At 55.4% G+C, this 25,858-nt stretch carries 24 protein-coding genes and 1 pseudogene; 18 read left to right on the forward strand and 7 right to left on the reverse strand.

Annotated features, from left to right (window positions below; translation table 11 throughout):
* Positions 1-24: 24 nt before the first annotated feature.
* The 4 genes from clpX to ACYVG7_RS09290 all read right to left on the reverse strand — a co-directional run bounded on the left by clpX (position 25) and on the right by ACYVG7_RS09290 (position 3,778).
* Complete coding sequence (gene clpX, locus ACYVG7_RS09275) at positions 25-1,305, reverse strand: ATP-dependent protease ATP-binding subunit ClpX (protein ID WP_460882861.1); 1,281 nt, start codon at positions 1,303-1,305, stop codon at positions 25-27.
* A 77-nt stretch (positions 1,306-1,382) separates the two neighbouring features.
* Positions 1,383-2,006, reverse strand: a complete 624-nt coding sequence (gene clpP / locus ACYVG7_RS09280) for an ATP-dependent Clp endopeptidase proteolytic subunit ClpP (protein ID WP_460882862.1) — start codon at positions 2,004-2,006, stop codon at positions 1,383-1,385.
* A gap of 85 nt (positions 2,007-2,091) precedes the next feature.
* Positions 2,092-3,405, reverse strand: coding sequence for a trigger factor (tig, locus tag ACYVG7_RS09285; RefSeq protein WP_460882863.1), 1,314 nt, complete (start codon positions 3,403-3,405; stop codon positions 2,092-2,094).
* Positions 3,406-3,640: 235 nt separating this feature from the next.
* Positions 3,641-3,778 (reverse strand): hypothetical protein, encoded by a 138-nt coding sequence (locus ACYVG7_RS09290; protein WP_460882864.1) that lies wholly within the window; start codon positions 3,776-3,778, stop codon positions 3,641-3,643.
* A 10-nt stretch (positions 3,779-3,788) separates the two neighbouring features.
* On the opposite strand from ACYVG7_RS09290, the gene ACYVG7_RS09295 reads away from it, so the two are divergent.
* The 6 genes from ACYVG7_RS09295 to ACYVG7_RS09320 all read left to right on the forward strand — a co-directional run bounded on the left by ACYVG7_RS09295 (position 3,789) and on the right by ACYVG7_RS09320 (position 10,056).
* Positions 3,789-4,916, forward strand: a complete 1,128-nt coding sequence (locus tag ACYVG7_RS09295) for a beta-N-acetylglucosaminidase domain-containing protein (protein ID WP_460882865.1) — start codon at positions 3,789-3,791, stop codon at positions 4,914-4,916.
* 92 nt (positions 4,917-5,008) lie between these two features.
* The gene (locus ACYVG7_RS09300; protein ID WP_460882866.1) at positions 5,009-5,902 is read left to right on the forward strand and encodes a DMT family transporter; all 894 of its coding nucleotides are present in this window, start codon (positions 5,009-5,011) and stop codon (positions 5,900-5,902) included.
* A gap of 161 nt (positions 5,903-6,063) precedes the next feature.
* The gene (gloA, locus tag ACYVG7_RS09305) at positions 6,064-6,471 is read left to right on the forward strand and encodes a lactoylglutathione lyase (RefSeq protein WP_460882867.1); all 408 of its coding nucleotides are present in this window, start codon (positions 6,064-6,066) and stop codon (positions 6,469-6,471) included.
* 120 nt (positions 6,472-6,591) lie between these two features.
* On the forward strand, positions 6,592-7,197 hold the full coding sequence (locus tag ACYVG7_RS09310; protein ID WP_460882868.1) for a LemA family protein: 606 nt from the start codon (positions 6,592-6,594) through the stop codon (positions 7,195-7,197).
* Between the two features lie 36 nt (positions 7,198-7,233).
* A complete protein-coding gene (locus ACYVG7_RS09315; protein ID WP_460882869.1) occupies positions 7,234-9,135 on the forward strand; it encodes a M48 family metalloprotease in 1,902 nt (633 codons plus the stop codon).
* 114 nt (positions 9,136-9,249) lie between these two features.
* Positions 9,250-10,056 carry a tetratricopeptide repeat protein gene (locus tag ACYVG7_RS09320; RefSeq protein ID WP_460882870.1) on the forward strand — a complete coding sequence of 269 codons (807 nt, stop codon included), beginning with the start codon at positions 9,250-9,252 and terminating at the stop codon, positions 10,054-10,056.
* A gap of 315 nt (positions 10,057-10,371) precedes the next feature.
* Here ACYVG7_RS09320 and ACYVG7_RS09325 read toward each other — a convergent pair.
* Positions 10,372-11,232, reverse strand: a pseudogene (locus ACYVG7_RS09325) (flagellar protein MotY); the annotation flags it as partial.
* Positions 11,233-11,427: 195 nt separating this feature from the next.
* Between ACYVG7_RS09325 and uraA the strand changes: the two are divergent.
* The 3 genes from uraA (at position 11,428) to ACYVG7_RS09340 (ending at position 14,845) form a co-directional block, all read left to right on the forward strand.
* On the forward strand, positions 11,428-12,693 hold the full coding sequence (gene uraA, locus ACYVG7_RS09330) for a uracil permease (protein ID WP_460882871.1): 1,266 nt from the start codon (positions 11,428-11,430) through the stop codon (positions 12,691-12,693).
* Between the two features lie 44 nt (positions 12,694-12,737).
* Positions 12,738-13,379 carry a ribonuclease T gene (gene rnt / locus ACYVG7_RS09335; protein ID WP_460882872.1) on the forward strand — a complete coding sequence of 214 codons (642 nt, stop codon included), beginning with the start codon at positions 12,738-12,740 and terminating at the stop codon, positions 13,377-13,379.
* 146 nt (positions 13,380-13,525) lie between these two features.
* Positions 13,526-14,845: a Na+/H+ antiporter family protein gene (locus ACYVG7_RS09340; protein WP_460882873.1), complete on the forward strand. Its 1,320-nt coding sequence runs from the start codon at positions 13,526-13,528 to the stop codon at positions 14,843-14,845.
* A gap of 87 nt (positions 14,846-14,932) precedes the next feature.
* Here the strand turns inward: ACYVG7_RS09340 and ACYVG7_RS09345 are convergent, their stop codons facing one another.
* Positions 14,933-15,268, reverse strand: a complete 336-nt coding sequence (locus tag ACYVG7_RS09345) for a Grx4 family monothiol glutaredoxin (protein WP_460882874.1) — start codon at positions 15,266-15,268, stop codon at positions 14,933-14,935.
* A gap of 298 nt (positions 15,269-15,566) precedes the next feature.
* Here ACYVG7_RS09345 and sodB point away from each other — a divergent pair, with 298 nt between their 5' ends.
* Positions 15,567-16,151, forward strand: a complete 585-nt coding sequence (gene sodB, locus ACYVG7_RS09350) for a superoxide dismutase [Fe] (RefSeq protein ID WP_460882875.1) — start codon at positions 15,567-15,569, stop codon at positions 16,149-16,151.
* 71 nt (positions 16,152-16,222) lie between these two features.
* On the opposite strand, the gene ACYVG7_RS09355 is transcribed toward sodB, so the two are convergent.
* Positions 16,223-16,699 carry a SixA phosphatase family protein gene (locus ACYVG7_RS09355; protein WP_460882876.1) on the reverse strand — a complete coding sequence of 159 codons (477 nt, stop codon included), beginning with the start codon at positions 16,697-16,699 and terminating at the stop codon, positions 16,223-16,225.
* Between the two features lie 378 nt (positions 16,700-17,077).
* Between ACYVG7_RS09355 and rimO the strand changes: the two genes are divergently transcribed.
* The 8 genes from rimO to rbsK all read left to right on the forward strand — a co-directional run bounded on the left by rimO (position 17,078) and on the right by rbsK (position 25,831).
* Complete coding sequence (gene rimO / locus ACYVG7_RS09360; RefSeq protein ID WP_460882894.1) at positions 17,078-18,436, forward strand: 30S ribosomal protein S12 methylthiotransferase RimO; 1,359 nt, start codon at positions 17,078-17,080, stop codon at positions 18,434-18,436.
* Between the two features lie 129 nt (positions 18,437-18,565).
* Entirely contained in the window at positions 18,566-19,240 is a 675-nt protein-coding gene (locus tag ACYVG7_RS09365; protein ID WP_460882877.1) for a response regulator, read from the forward strand.
* The gene (locus ACYVG7_RS09370) at positions 19,237-20,601 is read left to right on the forward strand and encodes an ATP-binding protein (protein WP_460882878.1); all 1,365 of its coding nucleotides are present in this window, start codon (positions 19,237-19,239) and stop codon (positions 20,599-20,601) included. The genes ACYVG7_RS09365 and ACYVG7_RS09370 overlap by 4 nt, the downstream gene beginning before the upstream one ends.
* 375 nt (positions 20,602-20,976) lie before the next feature.
* Positions 20,977-21,396, forward strand: a complete 420-nt coding sequence (gene rbsD, locus ACYVG7_RS09375; protein ID WP_460882879.1) for a D-ribose pyranase — start codon at positions 20,977-20,979, stop codon at positions 21,394-21,396.
* A gap of 20 nt (positions 21,397-21,416) precedes the next feature.
* A complete protein-coding gene (gene rbsA / locus ACYVG7_RS09380; protein WP_460882880.1) occupies positions 21,417-22,919 on the forward strand; it encodes a ribose ABC transporter ATP-binding protein RbsA in 1,503 nt (500 codons plus the stop codon).
* Positions 22,920-22,924: 5 nt separating this feature from the next.
* Positions 22,925-23,899, forward strand: a complete 975-nt coding sequence (gene rbsC / locus ACYVG7_RS09385; protein WP_460882895.1) for a ribose ABC transporter permease — start codon at positions 22,925-22,927, stop codon at positions 23,897-23,899.
* Positions 23,900-23,913: 14 nt separating this feature from the next.
* A complete protein-coding gene (gene rbsB / locus ACYVG7_RS09390) occupies positions 23,914-24,789 on the forward strand; it encodes a ribose ABC transporter substrate-binding protein RbsB (protein ID WP_460882881.1) in 876 nt (291 codons plus the stop codon).
* Between the two features lie 115 nt (positions 24,790-24,904).
* A complete protein-coding gene (gene rbsK, locus ACYVG7_RS09395) occupies positions 24,905-25,831 on the forward strand; it encodes a ribokinase (RefSeq protein ID WP_460882882.1) in 927 nt (308 codons plus the stop codon).
* Positions 25,832-25,858 lie beyond the last annotated feature (27 nt).

Raw genomic sequence — 25,858 nt, forward strand, 5'->3', positions numbered from 1 at the left:
TTCAACTGCTTATTTTTAAGACAGTTAGTCACCAGAAGCCGCTTGTCGCTCATGGTTTTCATAGATAAGAAGCGGTTGCCCTTCACCCTTGATCACACTGTCATCGATGACGACCTTCACCACATCGTTTTGTGATGGCAGGTCATACATGGTATCCAGCAGCACACCTTCCACGATCGAACGCAGACCACGGGCTCCAGTTTTACGCTCCATCGCCTTGGCAGCAATCGCCAGCAGTGCTTCTTCACGGAATTCAAGCTCCACACCTTCGAGCTTGAATAAGGCTTGGAATTGCTTGGTCAGTGCATTCTTGGGTGAAGTCAGGATCTGGATCAGAGCCGCCTGATCCAGCTCGGTCAACGTAGCCAACACGGGCAACCGGCCGATGAATTCAGGGATCAAACCATATTTCACCAAGTCTTCCGGCTCAACCTTGGCAAAAGACTCTGTCAGGCTCACCGGTTTCTCTTTGGATTTCACATCCGCCTTGAAACCGATGCCGGTACCCTTGGAAGAACGTTGTTCAATCACCTTATCCAGGCCAGCAAAAGCGCCACCGCAAATAAACAGGATCTTCGAGGTATCAACCTGCAAAAACTCCTGCTGCGGGTGCTTACGTCCCCCCTGAGGCGGAACCGAAGCAATAGTGCCTTCAATCAATTTCAGCAACGCCTGCTGCACCCCTTCACCCGAGACATCACGGGTAATAGACGGGTTTTCCGACTTGCGCGAAATCTTGTCGATTTCATCGATATAGACGATGCCGCGCTGGGCTTTTTCGATGTCATAATCGCATTTTTGCAGCAACTTCTGGATGATGTTCTCGACATCCTCACCGACATAACCGGCTTCGGTCAATGTGGTGGCATCGGCCATGGTGAATGGCACATCCAGCAGTCGAGCCAGGGATTCAGCCAGCAAGGTCTTACCGCTGCCGGTCGGACCAATCAGCAGAATGTTGGATTTACCCAGTTCAACCCCATCAGCTGCGTAACCACTGCGCAAGCGCTTGTAATGGTTATACACCGCCACTGCCAGCACTTTCTTGGCATGTTCTTGCCCGATGACATAATCGTCCAGATGGGCACGGATCTCATGAGGCGTCGGCAAGGAACGTTCATCACGACGAGGACTGATCTCGCGGATCTCCTCGCTGATGATGTCATTGCATAAATCTACGCATTCATCGCAAATGTAAACTGACGGACCGGCGATCAGTTTGCGTACTTCATGCTGACTCTTCCCGCAAAAAGAGCAGTAAAGCAACTTGCCATGGTCGCCGTCACCTTTGCGTTTATCTGTCATTCATAAACCTCAAATCAAAATACCGGAGGCAGCGGCCTCCGAAGCTTTATTCAGTGTATAACAGGCAGCAGCGTGTGTCAGTCCCGCTTGGTCAGGACCGCATCAACAATGCCATACTCCACAGCCATTTCAGCCGACATGAAGTTGTCCCGATCGGTATCACGCTCAATCTGATCAAGAGGTTGCCCCGTGTGGAATGCCAACCGCTCATTCAAGGTCTGCTTGATCTTCAAAATTTCCATGGCATGGATCTGGATGTCAGACGCCTGGCCTTGGAAACCACCCAACGGTTGATGGATCATCACCCGTGAGTGCGGCAGTACAAAGCGTTTTTCCTTGGCACCACCGGCCAGCAAGAAGGCCCCCATGGAGCAAGCCTGCCCCATACAAACGGTGCTGACGTCCGGTTTGATAAATTGCATGGTGTCATAGATCGACATCCCGGCCGTTACCGAGCCACCTGGAGAGTTGATATACAGATAGATGTCCTTCTCCGGATTCTCTGATTCCAGGAACAACAACTGGGCCACCACCAGGTTGGCCATGTAATCCTCGACCTGACCGGTCAGAAAGATGACGCGCTCTTTGAGCAGACGGGAATAGATATCATATGAACGCTCGCCCTTGGCGGTCTGCTCTACCACGATGGGCACCAGCGCATTCATGGAAGGAGCAAGAGAATCCTGGATCAGTTTATTCATAAGATGATGTTCCTAAAGTAAAAAGGCCCGAGTGATATCACACGGGCCATTATACGCATCAAGATTGTGATGACGTCAAATCGAATCAGGCAGCTGCAGACGCTTTGTTGATCACATCATCAAAGGAAAGCGCCTTCTCGGTCACCTTGGCCTTGGACATGATCAGCTCAACCGCTTGTTCTTCAACCGCCAGATTGCGGATGTTGTTCAGCAGTTGTTCGTTCTTCAGGTAGTAATCCACCACTTCCTGCGGATCTTCATACGCAGTCGCCATGGATTCAATGATGCTCTTGACGCGATCGTCTTCCGCCTTGATGGCGTTGGTACGGATCACTTCACCCAGCAACAGGCCAATGCGGACACGACGCTCAGCTTGCTCCTGGAACAGCTCAGCTGGCAGCTGCGGCATGTTCTTGGCTTGCTGGGCACCGCCAAAACGTTGCATCGCTTGCTGACGCAGACCGTCAATTTCTTGCTCAACGGCAGCCTTCGGCACAGAAATTTCGTTGTTGTCGAGCAGACCTTGCAGGGCTTGCTCCTTCACCGCGTTTTTCAGCGCTTGGCTCAGCTCACGCTCCATGTTCTTGCGCACTTCGGCACGCAGAGCATCGATAGAGCCGTCTTCAACACCGAAGCGTTGTACGAACTCAGCGGTCAATTCCGGCAGGATCTGTTGCTCAACCTTGTTCAGCTTGATAGCAAACTTGGCAGCCTTACCCTTCAGATTTTCAGCATGGTAGTCTTCCGGGAAGGTGACGTTGATATCAAACGCTTCTCCGGCTTTCTTGCCATACAGACCATCTTCGAAGCCCGGGATCATACGGCCTGCGCCCAGAACCAGGGAGAAACCTTCCGCCTTGCCGCCTTCGAATTCAACGCCATCGATAGAGCCGCTGAAGTCCATGTTGACACGCAGTTCAGCCGCAGCCGGAGCATCAACATCAGCCCAGGTGGCGTGTTGCTTGCGCAGGGTTTCGATCATCTTGTCCAGATCGGCGTCTTGAACGCTGGCAACCGGCTTTTCAATCTGGATGGCATCCAGATTCTTCACTTCGATTTCCGGGTAAACTTCAAAGCTGGCGGTGAACACGAAGTCCTGACCAGCTTGCAGTTCATTCGGAGTAACAGTCGGGGCACCGGCCGGGCTCAGCTTCTGGCTGACCACAGCTTCGACGAAATGACGTTGGATCAGCGCATCAGCCGCATCAGCAACAACCATTTGACCGTACATTTTCTTGATCACGCTCATCGGAGCCTTGCCAGGACGGAAACCGTCGATACGACGGGTCTTGGCCAGTTGAGCCAGGCGAGCATTGACTTCTTTCTCTACTTTCTCAGCCGGTACTGTGATGGTAAGACGGCGCTCAAGGCCTTGGGTCGTCTCTACAGAAACTTGCATTCTTCTACCTCGTTCAACTCAGCACGCAGGGGGATCCCCCTACTCCTCAGACGCAGCCAGGCGACCAGCGCCCACCTCATCCTCGTTTGAAGACAATAATGTCTTCCCTCGATACATAAAATGACGCGGCATTATAGCGATGCCATCTGGGCTAGTCGAGCTATCCCCAGTATATCGGAGATGCCTGTTTCGCATTTTTACAACAAAAATTGCAGCTAACGGCATGAATTGTTGCTTAATTCACCACTTTCACGCCAAGAGCCGGGTTTGTCGTTTCCGATGACAAGCCATGACGGATGCAGTTTGCTACAGTAGCGATCGGTTCATCCATCCAGATGGCATGAGCGTTTATTTCTTGATTACGGATCTTCATGAGAGCCCCTATGCCAGAGCCTGTATCGCCTTTCTCATCTCAACCGGTCTTCACCGGGCAATCTTCCCTACCCCATAATTTTCTTGGCGTCATCGAGGGTTTTTTCGGTCATAGCTGGTCATGGCCGCAACGGCAGGAATATGCCCGCTGGCTACCGCGTCACGGCTATGGCTTCTATATCTACGCACCTAAAGATGATGACTATCTGCGCCGGCGCTGGCAGCAGCCATGGCCTGATCAGCAGCTAGCCGAACTCCGGGCGTTGGCCGCCAGCTGCAAGGCGAATCACTTGGCTTTTGGCATAGGCTTGACCCCCCTTGGCGCCCACCATGATTACCCACAAAAACGCGCACAACTCCTGGCCAAGGTCCAGCTGATCGATGCCGAGCTGGCCCCGGACATCTTGGCGGTGCTGTTTGATGACATGCCCAGCGACACACCCGAGCTGGCCCGTCTACAACTCACCATCGCCCATGATATTGCCGCCCACACCCGCGCCAAACGCCTGATTTTTTGTCCAAGTTTTTATAGCACGGACCCCATCCTGGAAAAGGTATTCGGTGCCATGCCGGCAAACTACTGGCCGGAGCTGGGATCTGGACTGGACGCCCATTTTGATCTGTTCTGGACCGGCCCCAAGGTGTGTTCAACCCATTATCCGCTGGATCATCTATCCTGGGTGGCTGACACCCTCAAACGCAAACCCTTTCTTTGGGATAACTATCCGGTCAACGACGGCAAGAAAGCCTCCAACTTTCTTTATTTGCGGCCCTTCGAGAATCGTCCAGCCCAGTTGCAACACTATCTGGCAGGACATGCGGTAAATCCGATGAAACAACCGGTATTGAGCAGGTTGCCATTGGCCTCTTTACCCTTGAGTTATCAGTTGGTGGATGATTACCATCCCGACGCACTCTGGATGCAGATCGCAGGCGAGGAATTAGGCGCCGAATTAGCCCGGCAACTGACCATCGATCTACCAGCCTTCTGTCAGCTGGGCCTGGAACAGCTTGGCGAGAACGACAAACAACAGCTGCGTCAGCGCTATCAGCCCTATCGCTGCCATCCGGCGGTGATCGAACTGCTGGACTGGCTGGATGGCCGCTATCAGTTTGATCCCGCCTGCCTGACCGACTGATATGCGATGATGACTCCGGCAGTATCCAAGCGCATGCCATACCTCAGTGACTCGTCACTCGAGTCGTTTCATCTTCAGAATTAGGAGTTTTTATGCCTTCGTCCAACGCCCGTTGGCTGGACAGATCCACGCTCTTGGCGCTGTTAACCATACTACTGTGGTCATCATTAGCGGCACTGACATCGCGGATCACCTCGGTGACACCGCTGGTCTTGGTCGGCCTAGTGTTGTTGTTTTGCGGGTTGGGTGCCATTCCGTTCTGGCGGCAATGGCGAGCCCCGCTTGTCACCTGGTTGGCCACCATCATCGCTTTTCTCGGCTATCACCTGCTATTGTTCAGTGCCTTCCGCCATGCCCCGGTACTGGAAGCCAATTTGATCAATTATCTCTGGCCCTTGATGATCATCCTGTTCACGCCACTGTTGCTACCTCAGCACCCGTTGCAACGCCAGCATGTCATGGCTGGCCTGCTGGGTTTGTGTGGCAGTCTGCTGGTGATGACCGATGGCTCCTTGCATCTGCAACAGCTCTATATCCCTGGCTATTTGCTCGCTCTCGCTGCCGCGATCACCTGGGGATTTTACTCGGTGCTCTCACGCCGCCTTCCTGCGGCGCCAGCACCTGTCATCGGTGCCTGCTGCCTGATCTCGGGCTTGCTCGCACTGGTGATCTCCCATTTCAGCGAGGGCGCCCTGCCGTGGCGGCAGATCCCCAGTCATGACTGGTGGTTGATCATTGGCTTGGCCATGGGCCCGATGGGAACAGCTTTCATCACCTGGTATCTGGCATTACGGGACGGAGATCCCCGTCGCATTGGTGCCCTTGCCTACCTCACTCCGCTGCTCAGCACCTTGTTGCTGGTGTTGATCAACGGCGAAAGCCTGCAGCTACGCCATGTGATTGCCGGGGTGCTGATCATCGGCGGTGCCAGTCTGGGGCTGCAAGGCGCAAGGACCAAGCGATCCCGCCGCAGCGCCTCCTCATAAGGTTGAGTCGTAACGCAGTCGGCTTAGCGGGCTCTCCATTCGAATACTCATGTCTGCATGTGGCGTGCTGTAACAATCATGATATTCTCGGCCGATACCACGATGGGCTGGGATAACAGCCCAGTGGGCAATTTATTATGTTGCGACGAGAGGAAATAACCATGCGCATTCTTCACACCATGCTTCGTGTCGGTGATCTACCCCGTTCACTGGATTTTTATACCCGGATCCTGGGGATGAAATTACTGCGGCAAAGTGAAAACACCGAATATAAGTACACGTTGGCATTCGTAGGTTATGGCGATGAAAAAGATGAAGCCGTGATCGAGTTGACCTACAACTGGGGCGTCAGCGAGTACGAGCTGGGAAATGCTTATGGCCACATCGCCCTTGAGACTGAAGATATCTATGCCACCTGTGATGCTATTCGCGCCGCAGGTGGCACCATCACCCGTGAGCCCGGGCCGGTGCAAGGCGGAACTACGGAGATTGCATTTGTGGTCGACCCCGACGGTTACAAGATTGAACTGATCAACAAGAAGTTTGCCGGACAGGGTCTGGGGAACTAGTTTGCTGCCAACAGCATAGCCCGCTCTGTCATGACGGGTTCGCAACTCGTCATGGCCATCGGTAGCAGAATGAAATTAGCAGCCAGTTGCGGCTGCTGATGCACGACAAGGAGAGAGACGATGATAGTTTTGTTGATCATTCTGGCCACCCTGCTGGGTTTACTAATGTGGCTGGCGCAGATCTATAACCATCTGGTCGCCCTTAAAGGCCAATATGCCAACAGTTTTGCCCAGATCGAGGTGCAACTCCGTCGTCGCTACGACCTGATCCCCAATCTGGTGGAGACAGTCCGCGGTTACCTGCAACATGAAAATCAGACCCTACAGGCCATTACCGAGGCACGTAATGCGGCTCATGCTCTGTTGAAGGTTGCCAGCCAGAATCCGGGCAAAGATCAGGCCATGACCCAGCTGGGTCAGGCAGAAACCCTGTTGACCCAGGCGTTAGGCAACTTGAACATCCAAATCGAGGCTTATCCGGAACTCAAAGCCAATGCGCAGATCGCCCAGTTGTTTGAGGAGCTGACAGCGACCGAAAATCGGGTCGCATTCGCCCGCCAGGCATTCAATGACGGCGTCACCGCATACAATATTTACCGTAGACAGTTCCCTGCATTACTGTTTGCAGCGCGCGTAGGTCACGGTGTCGATGCCTCTTTACTGGAAATTGCGGAACCCGAGTTATACCACCAGCCCCCTCGGATCAATCTGACTTCGGCCAGCTGAGTACCTGCACCCCACTAGCCGACCGGGAGTCGCAGTATGGATTTTTACCAGCAACAGCAGACCGCCCGTCGCAGCAGTCGATTGCTGATCCTGCTTTATCTGGCTGGAGTTGTTGCACTCGGCATTCTTTCCAGTCTCTGGTTAAGCCTGCTGCTGATCCCCTTAAAATTACTGTTTGCCGCACCCACCAGTGACCTATTCAGTCTGCCGCATTTTTTGTTTATGAGCGGGTTGATCATGCTGCTGTGTCTGATCATCAGCTACGCCCGTTATCATTCGCTCAAACGCGGTGGCTGGCATGTAGCTAAGGCATTGGGCGCCAGCCGACTGGCACTCACAGCAAACAGCCTCAAGGATCAACAATTCCGTAACGTCGTCGAAGAGATGGCCCTGGCATCCGGATTACCCGTTCCTGCCTTGTTTGTGCAGGAGCAAGAGCAAAGCATCAATAGCTTTGCCGCCGGCATGGGGATCCAGGATGCGGTCATCGTGGTGACGCGGGGAGCACTGGAAGCCCTGGATCGGGATGAATTGCAGGCCATGGTTGCCCATGAATTCAGCCACATTCGCCATGGCGATATTCGCCTGAACCTACAGTTGGCCGCCGCCATGACCGGCTTACTCGTGATTGCCGAACTAGCAGAACAGCTTGATCGTCCGATACAGCACCAAACTTCCGATCAATTCTGGCCCGAAAAAACCCATCGGCACGCCAACCCACTCCATTCCGGCTGTTATCTGATTGGGTATGGGGGCGTCTTCTTCAGTGAACTCATCAAGGCCGCCGTCAACCGGCAACGCGAAACCCTGGCGGATGCTGCCGCGGTACAATTTACCCGCAACCCCCGCGCCCTGGCCTCTGCCCTGAAGAAGGTCGCGGGGCATCCCTATGCCTCACTGATCTTTCATCCCGCCAGCCGCAGCTTCAGCCACCTGTTTTTTGCCCAAGGCCTGGACAGTACCTTCGCCGGCGCGTTAGCGACACATCCCCCCCTTGCCGAGCGGATCCGCGCCTTGGAGCCGGACTGGAATGGTCAATACATTCGGAATCTACTACCGATGCAGCCGAATGACTATCGGGAGCTGGCCGATACTCCGGTACAGCAACGTCGTGGATCCGCAATCGATGGCTCGCCATCATCCAGGATACTGGCCGCGCCACCTGCCGCCATGACACTGGATCTGGATGCACCGCAGGAGTGGTTACCTCAGATCCCCGCACCACTCATTACCGCAGCCCACCAGTTACAGGAGGCTCAGTCGGTACTCTACTCACTGCTGATCAGCTCCGATCTGGTGATCCGGCATCGGCAGTTTTCGCTGTTGCCCAATCCTCGGGAGGTGGAAGCATTAACCTGTTATCCACTATCCGCCCCCTTGCGTCTGGGTTTGGTGGAGTTGTGCCTGCCAACCCTGCAGCGACTCGATAGCCAGCAATACGCGATGTTTACAGATCGTCTCCACCAGTTAATTCACGCCGACGGAGAGGAAAACCTATTTGAATGGTTGCTGAGCCGTTTGATCGACCACCAGTTAGCACCCTGTTTTTCGCGCATCCCTCCATCGAATAGCATGGTGAGAAATATCGAGCAGCTTGGTGCCGAAATCCAACAAGTGGCCAATTGGATGGCCCATCACTGCACCAACACGCCTGCGGCGGCGGAAGCATTTTTTACCGCGCTGAGCGCACAGCTGCCATTGCCACTGAGTCGGGAAACCACGGTGGATCTCGACGCCATCGGAAACGCACTGAGCCGACTCCAACAGGCAGCACCACGCATCAAATTACAGTTTATCCATGCCCTCTCCGATGCCATGGCCTGGGATGGCAAGGTTTCTGACGTTGAATTTACCCTGTTTCGGGTTTTGGCTTTGTGTCTGGACTGTCCAGTGCCACCACCCCAGCCAGGACAAGGAGCGGCGATACCGCCGCATTGATCCGCTATTTTGTTGAAAACGTTAACAACCACTCGCTTTCGCTGCAGTTGAGTCTGTGTCACTTCAGCGAGTGTTGGTATAATCCGCCCAGACCAGCGACAGGAGACCCACTCGATGGAGTTTAAAGAGATGGCAGCAGCCCAACAGGCTGCCAAACAGGGCAACGCCGATGCCCAATATAGCCTGGGTGAATGTTATGCCCTGGGTCAGGAAGTTCTGCAGAACGACCTAATGGCCGCGCACTGGTATCGACTCGCCGCCCATCAGGGCCATCCGGTAGCCTTGGTCAAACTCGCCTCGCTTTATGAGCAGGGTAAAGGCGTGAGTCAGGATCAACAGCAAGCTCTGGAGTGCTATCGCATAGCTGCCGAACGCGGCCATCCGGAAGCAGCCTATCAGTTGGCCCTGCGGTTCGACACCGGACGCGGCGTAACCCAGGATGCCGCCGAAAGTGCCCGCTGGTATCAAAAAGCGGCAGAATTGGAACATGCCGATGCGGCGTACACGCTGGCACTCATGTATGACATGGGACGGGGTGTGGCTCAGGATTACAAAGCGGCCCTGAAGTGGTACAAAAAGTCGGCCGAACTGGATCACCCTGAAGCGCCTTACAACATTGGGCTCATGTATTACAACGGCCAAGGCGTGGCGCAGGACAACAAGCAAGCCCTGTTCTGGTATCGACAAGCCGCGGAAAAATCCCATATCGAGGCCCAGTTTCTACTCTCGGCCATGTATGCCTTGGGGCAAGGAGTCCCTCAGGATGATATGCAGGCGTATGTCTGGGGCTCGCTGGCTGCCGTTGGCTTCCCGGACGCCGCCAAGATCCGTGATAACGCCGCCACCCGACTGGATACCGCCTCGCTGAACAAAGCCAAGGTGTTAGCCGCTTCGTATGCGGAGCAATATCAAGTCAGTTAACATCTGCACCCGCAAGCCACCAATAAAAAGCCCTGTTATCTAAACAGGGCTTTTTTGATCGAGCATTGGGGAGTGTCCGTATCAAGCGCCGCTGTTAGCGCCAGACGCCGGAGCCGAGGTGATAGCCGGTTTTTTCGCCGTCTGCGGCTTAGCCTTGGTACCCGCTTCCGTGGCTCCAGTGGCCGCAGCAGGTTGGATCATGGACTCATCCGCCTTCGGCGCCATCGCTTCTTTATCGGTTGCCGGTGCAGACGCCTCACCCGTGTACATGTCACCACCCACTTCCTGGCCGCGAGTTTCATAATTCGGCAGGAAGCGGGACATGGAAATGATGACCCGGCGATTCAATGACCTGCCGGTCTCCGTTTCATTGCTGGCGACATGTTGCTTCTCACCATGGCCTTCCACTTCGATCCGTGCCGGATCAATCCCCAAACTGGCAAAATAGTTCTTGATGGTCTTGGCGCGTTTTTCGGAGAGTTTCAAGTTTGGCCAACGCCCACCATAGCTGTCGGTATAAGCGTTAATCACCAGCATATCGATCGACGGATCCGCTTTCAGGTATTCACCAATCATCTCCAAACGCCGCTGGGAATAGGGGGTCAACCGATCACTGTTCTTCTCGTAATTCAGCGCGGTAAACGCAATATCGGCAAAGGTATAGGGCAACAAACTCTGCAGGCACATCAGGAAGGATTGATAACGGGCATAAAAGCCAACCGCCGATACCGATACTTGTACCGGTTCACCTCTATGGTACCAATCACGGAACACAAAAGCTGGGAAACGTCCCTGCTCCAGTTCGCCGACCATGGTCCAGGCGGTTTGCCCCTCGACCAGACCGTCAAACTGTTTGTAGAAACGGATGGTCCCCATACCGGTTTCGGCAACACCGGGACGCCAGCGTGGGGGCAGCGAGCGCAAGGTCACGGTTTGCACCCGGGCATTGGGGCGCAATGGCCGCAGCTCGAAGTCCAGGTTGATATTCTTACCAGCCCTGCTGACGAAAGAACCGCTACCGTAACCGGGAATAAAATGCTCGAGACGGCATTCCAGTGCGCTATCACCGGTCAATCGCCAACTGGACTGATCCAGACTGGCGCCATATTCCAGCACCGCAGCCTGGCTGACTGCAGTCAGAACACCTAGCAAGCCAAACAGATATCTGTACTTCACGGCCGTCTCCTCTTCCTGTACCTCCCCTCTATCGGCCTGAAAAGCTATTACTTTAGAGGAATTGCCACGAAGTCGGAGCTCGCTGCAGGCATGGGCTTTCAAGGGCACTTCTGCCATAATACGCCGTCTTTATACCCAGATAAGACTCAAGAAAGCCTCTTAAAAGAAAATAACCTGCGGGAAAGGAGAAACCCCATGCGCAAACGTATCATCCAGATAGAAGAGCGACCTTCTTTACTGGAAAGTATTCCCCTGAGTTTTCAGCATCTATTCGCCATGTTCGGTGCCTCGGTGCTGGTACCCATGCTGTTCAAGGTCGATGTGGGTACCGTCTTGTTATTCAACGGTATCGGCACCCTGATTTACCTGTTTCTCTGTCAAGGCAAGGTACCGGCTTACCTGGGCTCCAGTTTCGCGTTTCTCTCCCCAGTTTTTGCCGTGATGGCCAGTTACAACTATGAAACCGCATTGGGCGGCTTTATTGCCTCCGGTCTGTTGTTCATGGCTGTCGCCAGCCTGATCAAGCTGTTCGGCTACCAGTGGATCAACGTCATTTTTCCACCAGCCGCCATGGGGGCCATCGTTGCCATCATAGGTCTGGAGCTGGCGCCTGTGGCCGCAGACATGGCCGGTTTGACCGCCAAGACCCTGGATCCGAAAGTAGTCGGAGTGGCCATGCTGACCTTCGCCGTCGTAGTGTTTGGCTCTGTGCTGTTCCGCGGCTTTCTGGCCGTGATCCCAATCCTGATTGCCATCATCGTCGGCTATGCAGCCGCCTGGTTGCTAGGCCTGGTTGATTTTACCAATGTGGCGCAGGCATCCGTGTTCCAGATGCCAACCTTCTACTCTCCAACCTTCGAGCTGGCCGCCATCATCACCATATTGCCGGCAGCCTTCGTGGTGATTGCCGAGCATATCGGTCATTTCATCGTGACGGAGAAGATCGTCGACCGCCCGCTGATGAAAGACCCAGGAATGCATCGTTCCTTGATGGGCGACGGTATCTCCACCACCCTGTCCGGCTTTTTCGGCTCCGTCCCTACCACCACCTACGGTGAAAACATTGGCGTGATGGCCATTACCCGGGTCTACAGTGTCTGGGTTATCGGTGGCGCCGCTGTGATTTCTATTCTGTTAGCGTTTTTTGGTCAATTCACGGCGCTCATCCGTACCATCCCGGTTCCGGTCATGGGCGGTGTGTCCCTGCTGTTATTCGGGGTGATTGCCGCTTCCGGTATCCGTATGCTGGTCGAATCCAAGGTTGATTACAGCAAACCGAAGAATTTGATCCTGACCTCCATTGTGCTGATCATCGGCCTGTCCGGTGCCCACTTGGATATCGGCAGTGTCAGCCTCAAGGGGATGGCATTGGCAACCTTGCTGTCTATTGCCGTCAGCCTGCTGTTTGAATTGTTCGAACGTCTGGGCTGGATGAGTACCTACGATATCATGGAGCCTTAACGGGCTCCGTTTCTTCACACCCTGTTCTAGTGATCGAGTTTTGGATGAGTGAAAAAATCCCGTTGCACCCGTTAAAAGCCCGCTTTCGCGGCTACTTCCCTGTCGTCATCGATGTTGAAACGGCTGGTTTCAACGCCAAAGGTGATGCGCTGCTGGAAATCGCCGCCTGCACCCTGACCATGGATGACGATGGATGGATGCATATCGATGAGACCTTCCATTTTCATGTCGAACCCTTCGAGGGTGCGAACATCGAGAAGGCCGCTATTGAGTTCAACGGGATAGATCCGTTTAATCCCCTGCGCGGTGCGGTCTCTGAAAAAGACGCGCTGGGCGCCATCTTCAAAGGGCTACGCAAGGGCCTCAAGGAAACGGATTGTCATCGGGCCATCGTCGTGGCGCACAACGCCGCATTTGACCATGGCTTCCTGATGGCGGCCGCTGAGCGTGCGGGATTAAAGCGCAATCCATTCCACCCGTTTGCTACGTTCGACACCGCCACCTTGGCAGGTCTGGCACTGGGTCAAACCGTGCTGGCCAAGGCGTGTATGGCAGCAGGAATTGCCTTCAATAACAAGGAGGCCCATTCCGCGCTGTATGATACCCAACGCACAGCCGAGCTGTTTTGTCACATCGTCAATCGCTGGAAGTCTCTTGGTGGCTGGCCACCCGCTAGTGAAGAGTAAATAAGTCAGCCCCACACGTGGGGCTGTTTTTTTCCTGACGCAGCCGGATCCACTAGCATCAAACCGTACTACTGGATCTTCCCCTCGACATTTGGATTTTAATCCGCAAAATATTCCGCTCTTTTAGTCCCTTGAGATAAGAATCGATGAACCCGGTTGTTGTTGCTGTATCCCTCATGCTGCTGCTGAGCCTATTGCGGATCAATGTCGTTGTATCACTGGCGGTCAGTGCCCTGGTGGGTGGTCTGGTCGGTGGCCTGAGCCTGATGGAAACCCTGAAGGCATTCACCGATGGTCTAGGTGGCGGTGCCACCATTGCCCTCTCCTACGCCATGCTTGGAGCCTTTGCCGTGGCGATTTCCCGCTCGGGGATCACCGATCTGCTGGCCCACAAGGTCATTGCACAACTGGGTAAAAAAGCGACACCTAGCCATCTGGTCTGGGTCAAGAGCCTGCTCTTAGCGGCCTTACTGGCAGTCAGTATTGCCTCACAGAATCTGATCCCGGTGCATATCGCCTTTATTCCGATCCTGATCCCGCCTCTGCTGCATGTGATGGCGCAAATGCGTCTGGATCGCCGGTTAGTCGCTTGTGTCATCACCTTCGGCCTCACAGCGACCTACATGATTTTGCCGGTCGGATTTGGCGGCATCTTTCTCAACGACATACTGGCGCAAAATCTGATCCGCAGCGGTGTGGCCGTGAGCGGACCGCAACTTCCGCTGGCGATGGCCATCCCGGTCCTGGGTATGGTCCTGGGTCTGGGATGTGCCTTTTTTAGTTACCGGAAACCCCGTGACTATGCGCTGGAGCCTATTCTGGCTATCGAGCCGGAAACAGTGACCTTTACCCCCCATCATCTGTGGGTGGCGGTGGTGGCGATTCTCGCGGCTCTCGGTCTGCAGTTGTATACCGACTCGATCATTGTGGGCGCGCTGGTCGGTTTCCTTATTTTCACGATCGGCGGCGTGATCAAATTCCACGAGAGCCAGGATGCTTTCACCCAAGGGGTGAAAATGATGTCGCTGATTGGTTTTATCATGATCAGCGCCTCCGGCTTCTCGGCGGTGATGAATGCGACACAAGGGGTTGAAGGCCTGGTTCAGACGGTCGGTAACGCGCTGGGTGACCACAAAGGCTTGGCATCCTTTGCCATGCTGCTGGTCGGCCTGCTGGTCACCATGGGGATCGGCTCCTCCTTCTCCACAGTGCCCATCATCGCCGGCATCTATGTTCCCCTCTGCCTGCATCTGGGTTTCTCACCGCTAGCCACCATCGCCATCATCGGCACCGCTGGTGCCTTGGGGGATGCGGGCTCACCGGCCTCGGACTCGACACTGGGCCCAACCTCGGGCCTGAATGCCGATGGTCAGCACGACCATATCTGGGATAGCGTGGTCCCCACCTTCATCCACTACAACATCCCACTGCTCGTCTTTGGCTGGATCGCCAGCATGGTGTTATGAGCCACTAGCAGATAAACCAAGGGCCATCACTATGATGGCCCTTGTTGCTTTCATGCAGTTTTTCGGCTGAGGCGTTGAACGCAATTGTTACTCAGCCGCTGGCTTATGCCGCGCCGCTGCTTCTTGGATCAACGGCTTGAGCTCCCCTTGCTGGAACATCTCCAGAATAATGTCACAGCCACCAATCAGTTCCCCCTCAACCCACAGCTGCGGGAAGGTTGGCCAATTGGCATATTTGGGCAGTTCAGCGCGAATATCCGGATTGAGCAGAATATCGACATACGCGAAAGGCTCACCACAGGCCATCAAGGCCTGGGAGGCTTGCGATGAAAAACCGCAGCTGGGTAGCTTGGGGGAGCCCTTCATGTACAGCAGGATCGGGTTTTCGGCAATTTGTTGTTTGATCTTCTCGATTGTTTCCATTACGGCCTCTGGCTATGTCGTTTTGGCTATTCTAGCGCATAACGTCGCGCTAACAATCCCACAAATCGGAAGGGTATTCATACCAAGGACCCAACATCGTTTAGCGATGAAGAGTAGGTCATGTAATCTGCAGGTAAGCAGTTTGTTAACAACTTCCGGTGCGTTTGTGGCTTTAGTTGTGGCGTTCAGCCTGAAAAGTTTGCTATAAATCAATTCTGTAACCGGGATAGTCCCCAACTTAATCCCTTTTTGGCAATTCGGCCCGGCTGAGGGCCTGTATACATTGGAGAGTTTACTCATGGCTTTTGAACTTCCGGCCCTGCCCTACGAAAAGAATGCCCTCGAGCCCCATTTCTCTCAAGAAACCCTGGAGTTTCACTACGGCAAGCACCACAACACCTATGTGGTCAACCTGAACAACCTGGTTCCAGGTACCGAATTTGAAGGCAAATCCCTCGAAGAGATCATCAAGACCTCCTCCGGTGGTGTCTTCAATAATGCTGCCCAGATCTGGAATCACACCTTCTTCTGGCACAGCTTGGCACCCAATGCCGGTGGCGCGCCGAGCGGAGCGTTAGCGGCTGCCATTGATGCGGCATTTGGTTCCTTCGAGCAGTTCAAGGAAGCCTTCACTAAATCAGCGGTCACCAACTTCGGCTCAGGCTGGACATGGCTGGTGAAAAAGGCTGACGGCTCACTGGCAATCGTGAATACCTCCAATGCCGGCTGCCCGCTGACCGAGGCTGGGATCACTCCCTTGCTGACCGTTGATGTTTGGGAACATGCCTACTACATCGACTACCGCAACCTGCGCCCTAAGTATCTGGAAGCATTCTGGGCACTGGCCAACTGGGATTTTGCGGCCAAGAACTTCGCCGCTTGATTCAGCCAGCAGAACCGTTATTCAGAACCCCGCCTCGGCGGGGTTCTTTATTGAACGATGAGCAGGCCGCTTTACTCGCCAGGCACCAAATAGGTCAGTTGCTTACCGCAACCCGGAGTACACTGCTGCCACTGGCTAATTTCCAGCTCCAGAGTCAATAAGCTAGCGGTGGTCAGCGGTACCAGGGCTCCAGGACACAGTGATAGCGCCAGTTCATCCAGCCCCGGGCTGTGAGCGACCAACACCAGATGTTCATCCTTATCATCCTGTTCACGCAGCAACTCCAGCAGCCTATCACCGCTGCTTTCATACAGACGCTCATCCAGTTGTAATCCGGCCATCGGCAGTCCCGCCAGACGACGCAACACATGAGCCGTCGCATAGGTTCGGACTGCGGGTGATACCAGCCACAAGCCGCCCGCAGGGACGTGCTTCCCCAGCTCCAGCAATTGACGGTAACCTCTTGAGGTCAAAGGACGCCAGCTATCCTCCAGCTCGGCAATTTTCCAGCTCGATTTAGCATGTCGAATCAATGTCAGTTGTTTCATTGCTACCTCTGCATGGTCGTGAGCCTGTTGTTATAAACTTAGCGCGCTTGAGGCAGGGTTCCGTGATAATCACGAAAAAATCACCTGAACCCGCTGAACCAACGCCGAGAAAAGAGCACCAGCTCACCATAGATTGCAACATCAATACAGCCAGCGTGAGATCCGCAGCCCCCACCTGAACCAAGCAAGTCAGGCCTTGTCACTCTTGCCTTCTTAAGTCCGCACAAAAAATCACCAACTCTTCACCTTTCCCTTTGCTTGACATCAGGTATAATCCGCCATCTTTTTTAACATCTGCAGTCTGCTGTATCGCCTATGACCGTCAATACCTTCGATCCGAACGCCTCCGACAGCTGTTCCACTACCACGCTGGGACAGATGCTCGACAACCAGCCGGCCAAGCCGGCACAAGCACAGCCGGGTGCCGCGCGCATCGGATTTGTGTCCTTGGGTTGCCCCAAAAACCTGGTGGATTCAGAGCGGATCCTGACCCAGCTGCGTACCGAAGGCTACGAAGTAGTCAATCGCTATGACAATGCCGAGTTGGTGATCGTCAATACCTGTGGCTTTATCGACAGCGCCGTTCAGGAATCACTCGAGGCGATCGGTGAGGCACTGGCCGAAAACGGCAAAGTGATCGTTACCGGCTGTCTGGGTGCCAAAGAAGATCAGATCCGCGCCATTCATCCCAAGGTGCTGGAGATCAGCGGCCCCCATGCCTACGAGCAGGTGCTGCAGCATGTCCATACCTATGTGCCCAAACCCGCACATGATCCATTTATGAGTCTGGTGCCTGCCCATGGCGTCAAGCTGACACCCAAGCACTACGCCTATCTGAAAATTTCCGAAGGTTGTAACCATCGCTGTACCTTCTGCATCATACCGTCGATGCGTGGGGACCTGGAGAGTCGCCCCATCGGCGAGGTACTCGCCGAAGCCAAGCGTTTGAAGGAAGCCGGGGTTAAAGAGTTGCTGGTGATTTCCCAAGACACCTCCGCCTATGGCGTCGATGTCAAACATAGAACCGGCTTCTACGATGGCGCCCCCGTCAGAACCAGCATGAAGGCGCTGTGTGAAGAGCTGGGCAAGCTCGACATTTGGGTACGCTTGCATTACGTCTATCCCTACCCTCATGTGGATGATGTGATCCCCCTGATGGCACAAGGCAAGATCCTGCCTTACTTGGATATTCCGCTGCAGCATGCTAGCCCGCGCATCCTCAAGCTGATGAAGCGCCCGGGAGCGGTTGAACGCACACTGGAACGTATCCACTCCTGGCGTGCCATTTGTCCGGAGATTACCCTGCGCTCGACCTTTATCGTCGGCTTCCCGGGGGAAACCGAGGAAGATTTCCAGATGCTGCTCGATTTTCTGGAGAAGGCAGAGCTGGATCGCGTCGGTTGCTTCAAATACAGCCCTGTGGATGGCGCTCAAGCCAACGAGCTGCCGGATCAGGTGCCAGAAGAGATCAAGGAGGAGCGCTTCGTGCGCTTCATGGAGCTGCAACAACAGATTTCCACCCGTAAATTGGCGGAGAAAGTGGGCAAGCAGATGTGGGTGTTGATCGATGAAGTCGACAATGAAGGTGCGATCGGCCGAACCCCGGGCGATGCGCCAGAAATCGACGGTGTCATCTATCTCAATGGCGAAACCGCGCTCAAGCCCGGCGCTCTGGTGCGCGTCGTCATCGAACACGCCGATGAATATGATCTGTGGGGCAGCCTGGTCGACGCTTGATCATGATGTCATTGACCCATACATCCGCACGGGAGCCTTGGCTCCCGTTGCTTTTTCTGGCTGCTGCTTGTCTTTTACCAAGGGGCCATAGGAGAATGGTTTGCCATTCACCTACCGATTGCCCGTTTCATGAAGATACTGCTGGCCGAAGACGACCGTCTGCTGAATCACCACTTGAAGTCCATCCTGCAAGAAGAAGATCACCAGGTGTACGCCGCTCACCAGGCCGAGGAGGCTCTGCATTTTGCCGAGGATTATCCGATTGATGTCGCCATTATCGATCTCGGCCTACCGGATATGGATGGCTTACCGCTGATCCGCCAGCTGCGTGACAAGCAGATCCCGTTTCCCATCCTGATCCTGACCGCCCGGGGCAACTGGCAGGACAAGGTCGCGGGTCTTGAGGCCGGAGCCGATGACTACATGGTCAAACCCTTCCACAAGGAAGAGATGCTGGCACGGTTGAATGCCCTGGTCCGCCGCAGCGCCGGGTTTATTTCGCCACAAATTCAGGCTGGCCCCTATCGGCTGGATCTCTCGCGCAAAGAGCTGGCGGTTGCCGATGAGACGGTTGTGCTCACCCACTTTGAATACACCATTCTGGAATATCTGATGCGCAATAGTGGTCAGGTGGTCTCCAAGCAGCAGCTCATGGATCAGCTGTACGATGATGGCGAAGGGGATCCGAACACCCTGGAAGTACTGGTCAGCCGCTTGCGCAAGAAACTGGATCCGGAAGGAGAGTTACAACCCATTACCACCATTCGCCGTCAGGGCTATATCTTCAACCTGAGTTGCCAATGATCCGCTCTCTCTACGTCAAGCTCTTGCTGTCCGCCATGTTGGTGGTCGGCTTGCTGATGGCCCTGCTGGTGAGCCTGGAATATGACTCCTACCGCAACGAGCAAGCCAAATTTATCCAGCAAGAGCTACAGCGGGATCTCTCCCGTCTGTTCTCCACCACGGTACGCCCACCACCGCGAGCCAGTGCCGCCAAGGCCTTCTCCACCATGAAGCTCGATTGGCCCAATCGCCTGGTGGATGGCGTGGTCTGTGATGTCAATGGTGAGCTGCTGTGGCAGGACATTGCCCAGGTCGAGCTACTGACCGTGCGCAAGCTATGTCAACGGATCCTGCCCTTCATCGGTCCGCGAGAATCCCTGTTCCGATTGGTCAAATTTGATACCGACGCCCCCTACTATCTCTACAGCCTGCGCGTGACTCGTTACTTCGACAGCAAGAAGCCGAAAACTTTTCATACCATACTGATGCGTCCGGCTTCGGATCTGGCCGCCCAGGCCGATCGCTATCTATTGCTGACCCTGCGTCGCGCCGTGCTGATCTATCTGGGCGTGGCGGTGCTGCTTCTGCTATCCACGCGCTGGGGCCTGTCATCGCTCAAACGCATCAAATCCGAGTTGGACGCGATCCGCAATGGCGAAAAAAGCGAGATGGATAGCCAATATGAAAAAGAGCTGCAACCGCTGACTCAGTCGCTCAACCGCTTGCTGGATAACGAACGCCAGCAAAAGCAGCGCTACCAACACACGGTCAACGATCTGGCGCATAGCCTGAAAACCCGTCTGGCCTTGATCCAGGCCACCATGGCAGAAGAAAAACTCAGTACCAAAGCCCGACGCAATCTGAATGAACAAGTCAGTCTGATGGATCAGATCATTCAGTACCATTTGCGCCGTGCCGTCACCGGGCGCCAATTACTGAATAATCAAGGTTGCGATCCGGTACCCATAGCCCAGAAGCTGTTGGCCACCATGGCCAAGGTCTATCAACACAAACGGATCCGGGTTCGCCTGCTCCATGACGATGAGCTGCTGTTTCGTGGCGAACAGGACGACTTATTCGAGCTACTCGGCAACCTGCTGGATAATGCCCACAAGTTTGCCATCAGCGAAATTAGTCTGGAATTACGGCACGTCAGCACGGGCTTGCTGATCCGCATCAGTGATGATGGTCCCGGGGTCCCCGAAGAGTTGAGAGCCCGTATTTTGCAGCGCGGCGTGCGGGCCGATAACTCCAGTGGCCAAGGTATTGGCCTCGGCGTCTGTAGCGAGATTGTGCATAGCTACCACGGCCAGTTACAGGTCGGTGACTCCGAGCTGGGTGGTGCCTGCTTTAGCATCTTGTTACCCGACCGCACCGGCTAGCACTGACCGCCTCAATGCCATAGCGCCAGAGCAGCGACTGGCGCGAACGAATCTCGCAACAGAGTCAAAACTCAGTGGAATAAACCACCAGGTGTCGTAATCTCATCTATAAATCACTGCAATATAGCCAGTCTCTTCGTGATAACACCGCTCCTTTGAGAGCGCTTTCACATATTTATCTACTCATGCTTGTGGCCACACGGATCGGCGTCTACGCTCTGACGTAATCGGTTACGTAATCGGTTACGTGAAATTTAAGCGTGAGGCTATCTGGGTAAATTTCAACAAATAATGCCCGATGAACCACACTGTAACCGAGTCGTGACACTGGATTTGCTCATTGACGGGTGCGCCAACACCCTGTGGAGAACCATCATGAAGAAAGGTTTGTTGCTCAACGCCCCACTCAATGCCGTGATTGCTGAATGTGGCCATACCGATCAGATCTGCCTGTGCGATGCCGGATTGCCCATCCCGGCCGCCACCCAGCGCATCGATCTGGCGCTGAAGGCCGGTGTCCCCGGCCTGCTGGAAACCACCCAGGTGGTCTGCGAGGAGATGGTCGTCGAGCGGGTGATCCTGGCCGAAGAGCTACCGCGCGTCAGTCCCGAGTGTCATGACCAACTGCTGCAACTGCTGCAACAGGCCGAAAGCAAGCAAGGGAAACCAATCCAGATTGAGTACATCCCCCACGAAGCCTTCAAGCAGCAGACCCATCAGTGCAAGGCGGTTGTGCGCACCGGTGAGGTCACTCCCTATGCCAATCTGATCATCTGTGCCGGTGTAGCGTTCTGACGCAAGATCGCGAGGTTTCTATGCAAGCAGTCCTTGAATTACACGGTATCGACAAGCAATTCCCTGGCGTCAAAGCGCTGGATCAGGCCGGACTCAATGTTTATCCAGGCCGCGTCATGGCTCTGCTGGGTGAAAACGGCGCCGGTAAATCCACCCTGATGAAAGTATTGACCGGAATTTATCAGGCCGATGCCGGCACCCTGACTTATCAGGGAACAACCCGCTGGTTCAGTGGTCCACGAGACTCCCAGGATCAGGGCATCAGCATCATCCACCAGGAGCTGAATCTGATCCCCGAGCTGTCGATTGCCGAAAACATCTTCCTCGGCCGGGAACCCATGGGACCTTTGGGTAAGATCCGCTGGTCGGCCCTATACGCCGAGGCACAGCGTCTGCTCGACAAGCTGGGGGTCAAACATGGGCCTCGTACCCGTCTGGGCGATCTGAGTATCGGCGAGCAGCAGATGGTTGAGATCGCCAAAGCCATTTCCTTCGAATCCAAGGTCATCATCATGGATGAGCCCACAGATGCCCTGACCGATACCGAGACCGAGCGGCTGTTCACCGTGGTCCGTGAGCTGCGGGATGAGGGGCGCGGCATTGTCTACATTTCGCACCGGCTGCGAGAGATCTTCCAGATCTGTGATGATGTGACAGTCCTGCGCGACGGCCGGTTTATCGGCGAGCGCCCCGTCAGCGAGCTCAACGAAGATGGCATCATCGAGATGATGGTCGGCCGCAAACTCGAAGAGCAATACCCGCGTATTCCAGTCAAGCCAGGACGCATCAGTCTGGCCCTGCAGGGCATCTGTGGCGCCGGGATCCACGACATCAGCTTTGAGCTCAAGGAGGGGGAGATCCTTGGCATCTCGGGCCTCATGGGTTCAGGGCGCAGTGAGTTGATGAAGATGATTTACGGCGCCCTGCCCCGCCACGCCGGAACCCTATCTCTGTATGGCAAACCGATCGCCCCCCAGAGCCCGGCCGACGGGCTGCAGTGCGGGATTGCCTATATCTCGGAAGATCGCAAGGGTGATGGTCTGGTGCTGGAGCTGTCGGTCCGCGAAAACATGAGCCTGTGTGCCCTGCCGATCTTCGTCGGTGGCGGTGGTTACATCCGGCGCGCCGATGAGCGCCAAGCAGTCGGCGACTTCATCCGTCTCTTCAACATCAAGACGCCGACCCAGGAGCAGTTGATCAAGAACCTCTCCGGTGGCAATCAGCAAAAAGTCGCCATTGCCAAGGGGCTGATGACCAAGCCTAAGGTGTTGATCCTTGATGAGCCGACCCGGGGGGTCGATGTCGGTGCCAAAAAGGAGATCTATCAACTGATCAATCAGTTCAAGCAAGAGGGCATGAGCATCATTCTGGTCTCATCGGAGATGCCCGAAGTGCTCGGCATGAGTGATCGGATCCTGGTGATGCATGAAGGCCGGATCAGCGCCGAATTCGCCAGCCGCGACGCAAATCAGGAACGTCTGATGGCAGCAGCCATCGGCAAGGTTTATCAAGAGGCCGTATAACCATGATGACAACTACTCCATCGCCAGCGGCCACAGCGCCGCGTTTCAAAGCCTGGCTCATTGAACAAAAATCGCTGATCGCCCTCCTGGTGCTGATCCTGGTGGTATCGTTCCTGAGTCCGAACTTCTTCACTCCCGACAACTTGTTGAACATCCTCCGGCAAACCTCGGTCAATGCCATCATCGCCGTCGGCATGACGCTGGTTATTTTGACGGCGGGGATCGACCTGTCAGTCGGCTCCATTCTGGCACTGACTGGCGCTTTAGCCGCCACCATGGTCGCCGCTGATCTGCCGGTCATCATCGCGATTCCAGCCGCATTGCTGGCAGGCGCCGCGCTCGGTGGTATCAGTGGCGCTATCATCGCCAAGGGCAAGGTACAAGCCTTCATCGCCACACTGGTCACCATGACAGCATTGCGTGGCTTTACCATGGTCTTTACCGATGGCCGTCCGATCTCCACCGGCTTTAGTGAAAATTCCGATGCCTTTGCTGTATTAGGCACCGGCTACTGGCTCGGCATTCCAGTACCGATCTGGATCATGGCACTGGTCTTCGCCCTGGCCTGGTACCTGCTCAACCATACCCGCCTCGGTCGCTACATCTATGCGCTCGGCGGTAACGAATCGGCCACCCGCCTTTCCGGTATCAATGTCGATCGCGTCAAGATCGCCGTCTATACCCTGTGTGGAGCCCTCTCCGCCCTTGCCGGACTCATCGTCACCTCACGTCTCTCCTCGGCGCAACCGACCGCCGGGATGGGCTATGAGCTGGACGCCATTGCCGCCGTTGTCGTCGGCGGCACCAGCCTGATGGGCGGCAAGGGGCGCATCATGGGCACCCTGATCGGCGCCCTGATCATCGGTTTTCTCAACAACGCGTTAAACCTGCTCGACGTCTCTTCCTACTACCAGATGATCGCCAAAGCTGCGGTGATCTTGCTGGCGGTCATGGTCGATACCAAAACCACAACCAAGTAATAAGGAACTGCAAAATGAACAAGATGCTTACCCTGATTGCCGTTGCCGTGATGTCCTTGAGTGCCGCTACTCAAGCCGCTGAACAATCCATGGCGCTGGTTGTTTCAACGCTGAATAACCCCTTCTTCGTTACCTTGAAAGAGGGGGCCGAAGCCAAGGCCAAAGAGCTGGGCTACCAGATGGTGGTGCTGGACTCGCAAAATGATCCCGCCAAGGAGCTAGCTAACGTCGAAGATCTCGCGGTGCGTAAAGTCAGCGCCATCCTGGTCAACCCGACTGACTCGGCGGCCGTCGGCAACGCCATCATGCTGGCCAATAAGGCCGGGATCCCGGTACTGACCCTGGATCGCGGCGCCAACGTCGGTGAAGTCAAGGCACATATCGCCTCCGATAACATCGCCGGCGGCAAGATGGCGGGTGATTTCATCGCCAGCAAGCTGGGCAAGAATATCGACGTCATCCAGTTAGAAGGGATTGCCGGAACCTCTGCCGCTCGAGATCGGGGTGAAGGCTTTGCCCAAGCGGTAAAAGCCAATGGCTTCAAGGTGCTGGCCTCGCAACCGGCCGACTTTGACCGCACCAAGGGACTGAATGTCATGGAAAACCTGTTGGCCGCCCATCCGGACGTCAAGGCGGTGTTCGCTCAGAATGATGAGATGGCACTGGGCGCCCTGCGTGCCACTCAGGCGGCGGGCAAGCAAGTGCTGATCGTCGGTTTTGATGGCACCGATGATGGCAAGGCGGCGGTGAAGAGCGGCAAGCTCGGCGCCACCGTGGCGCAACAACCCGCCCTGATCGGCGCCATTGGCGTGGAAACCGCCGACAAGGTGCTCAAGGGTGAGGCTGTCGAGAAATATATCCCGGTGCCATTGCAAGTCGTCAGTCAATAAGTCCCCTGCCCCAGTCGTCGCTCTATCTGGCGGCTGGGGCCGATAGCCACCCTCCGTTTTTCCTATGGCCTGAGGTTGTCAAGCCATAGGAAAAAGGCCTAATCAAGGAGCCGTCATGAGTAAACTCGTCGTTCTCGGTAGCGTCAATGCCGATCATGTGTTGCAAGTTACCGACTTCCCTCGCCCCGGTGAGACCGTCACCGGCCGAGGCTATCGCATAGTCCCCGGGGGCAAGGGAGCCAATCAGGCCGTGGCTGCGGCTCGTCTGGGTGCCGATATCGGCTTCATCGCGCGGATAGGCCAAGATGCCATCGGTGCGCAGATGTATGCCGGTTTTCAAGCCGATGGCATGGATGTCCAGGGAGTCAGTGTCGATCCACAACTGCCCACCGGTATTGCCATCATCTATGTCGCCGATCACGGCGAAAACAGCATCGGTATCTCCCCCGAAGCCAATGGAGCACTCACCCCCGAAGTCTTAGCCCAACACAAGCCTATCTTGCTAGCCGCCGACACCCTGCTGCTGCAACTGGAGGTGCCGCTGGATACCGTTGCGGCCGCCATCGAACTGGCTCATGCCAACCGGGTCAAAGTCGTCCTCAACCCGGCTCCCGCTCGCTCGTTGCCGGTGGAACTGTTGGCCCAAGTCGATCTCATTACCCCCAATCAGACCGAGGCCGAGTTACTGACCGGCATCCCGGTGACCGATGCTCCAAGCGCCGCGGCAGCGGCCACCAAGTTCCACCAGTTGGGTATATCGGAAGTCATGATCACTCTGGGCAAGGCCGGAGTCTGGTATAGCCAGCAGGGAGTCGGTAAACTCGTGCCGGGATTCCGCGTCGACGCCATCGACACCACGGCCGCTGGCGATACCTTTAACGGCGCCCTACTGGCCGAGTTACAACGCAGTGAGGACATGGACGCCGCCATTCGCTTTGCCCATGCGGCCGCCGCCATCTCGGTGACTCGACCCGGCGCGCAGACCTCGATCCCGACCCGCCGTGAAGTCGAAGAGTTTCTGGCTTCTCACCCGCACGACTAGCTGCCCATCGGGCTGGTAGAAAGGAAA

The organism is Pseudaeromonas pectinilytica, from assembly GCF_054780855.1.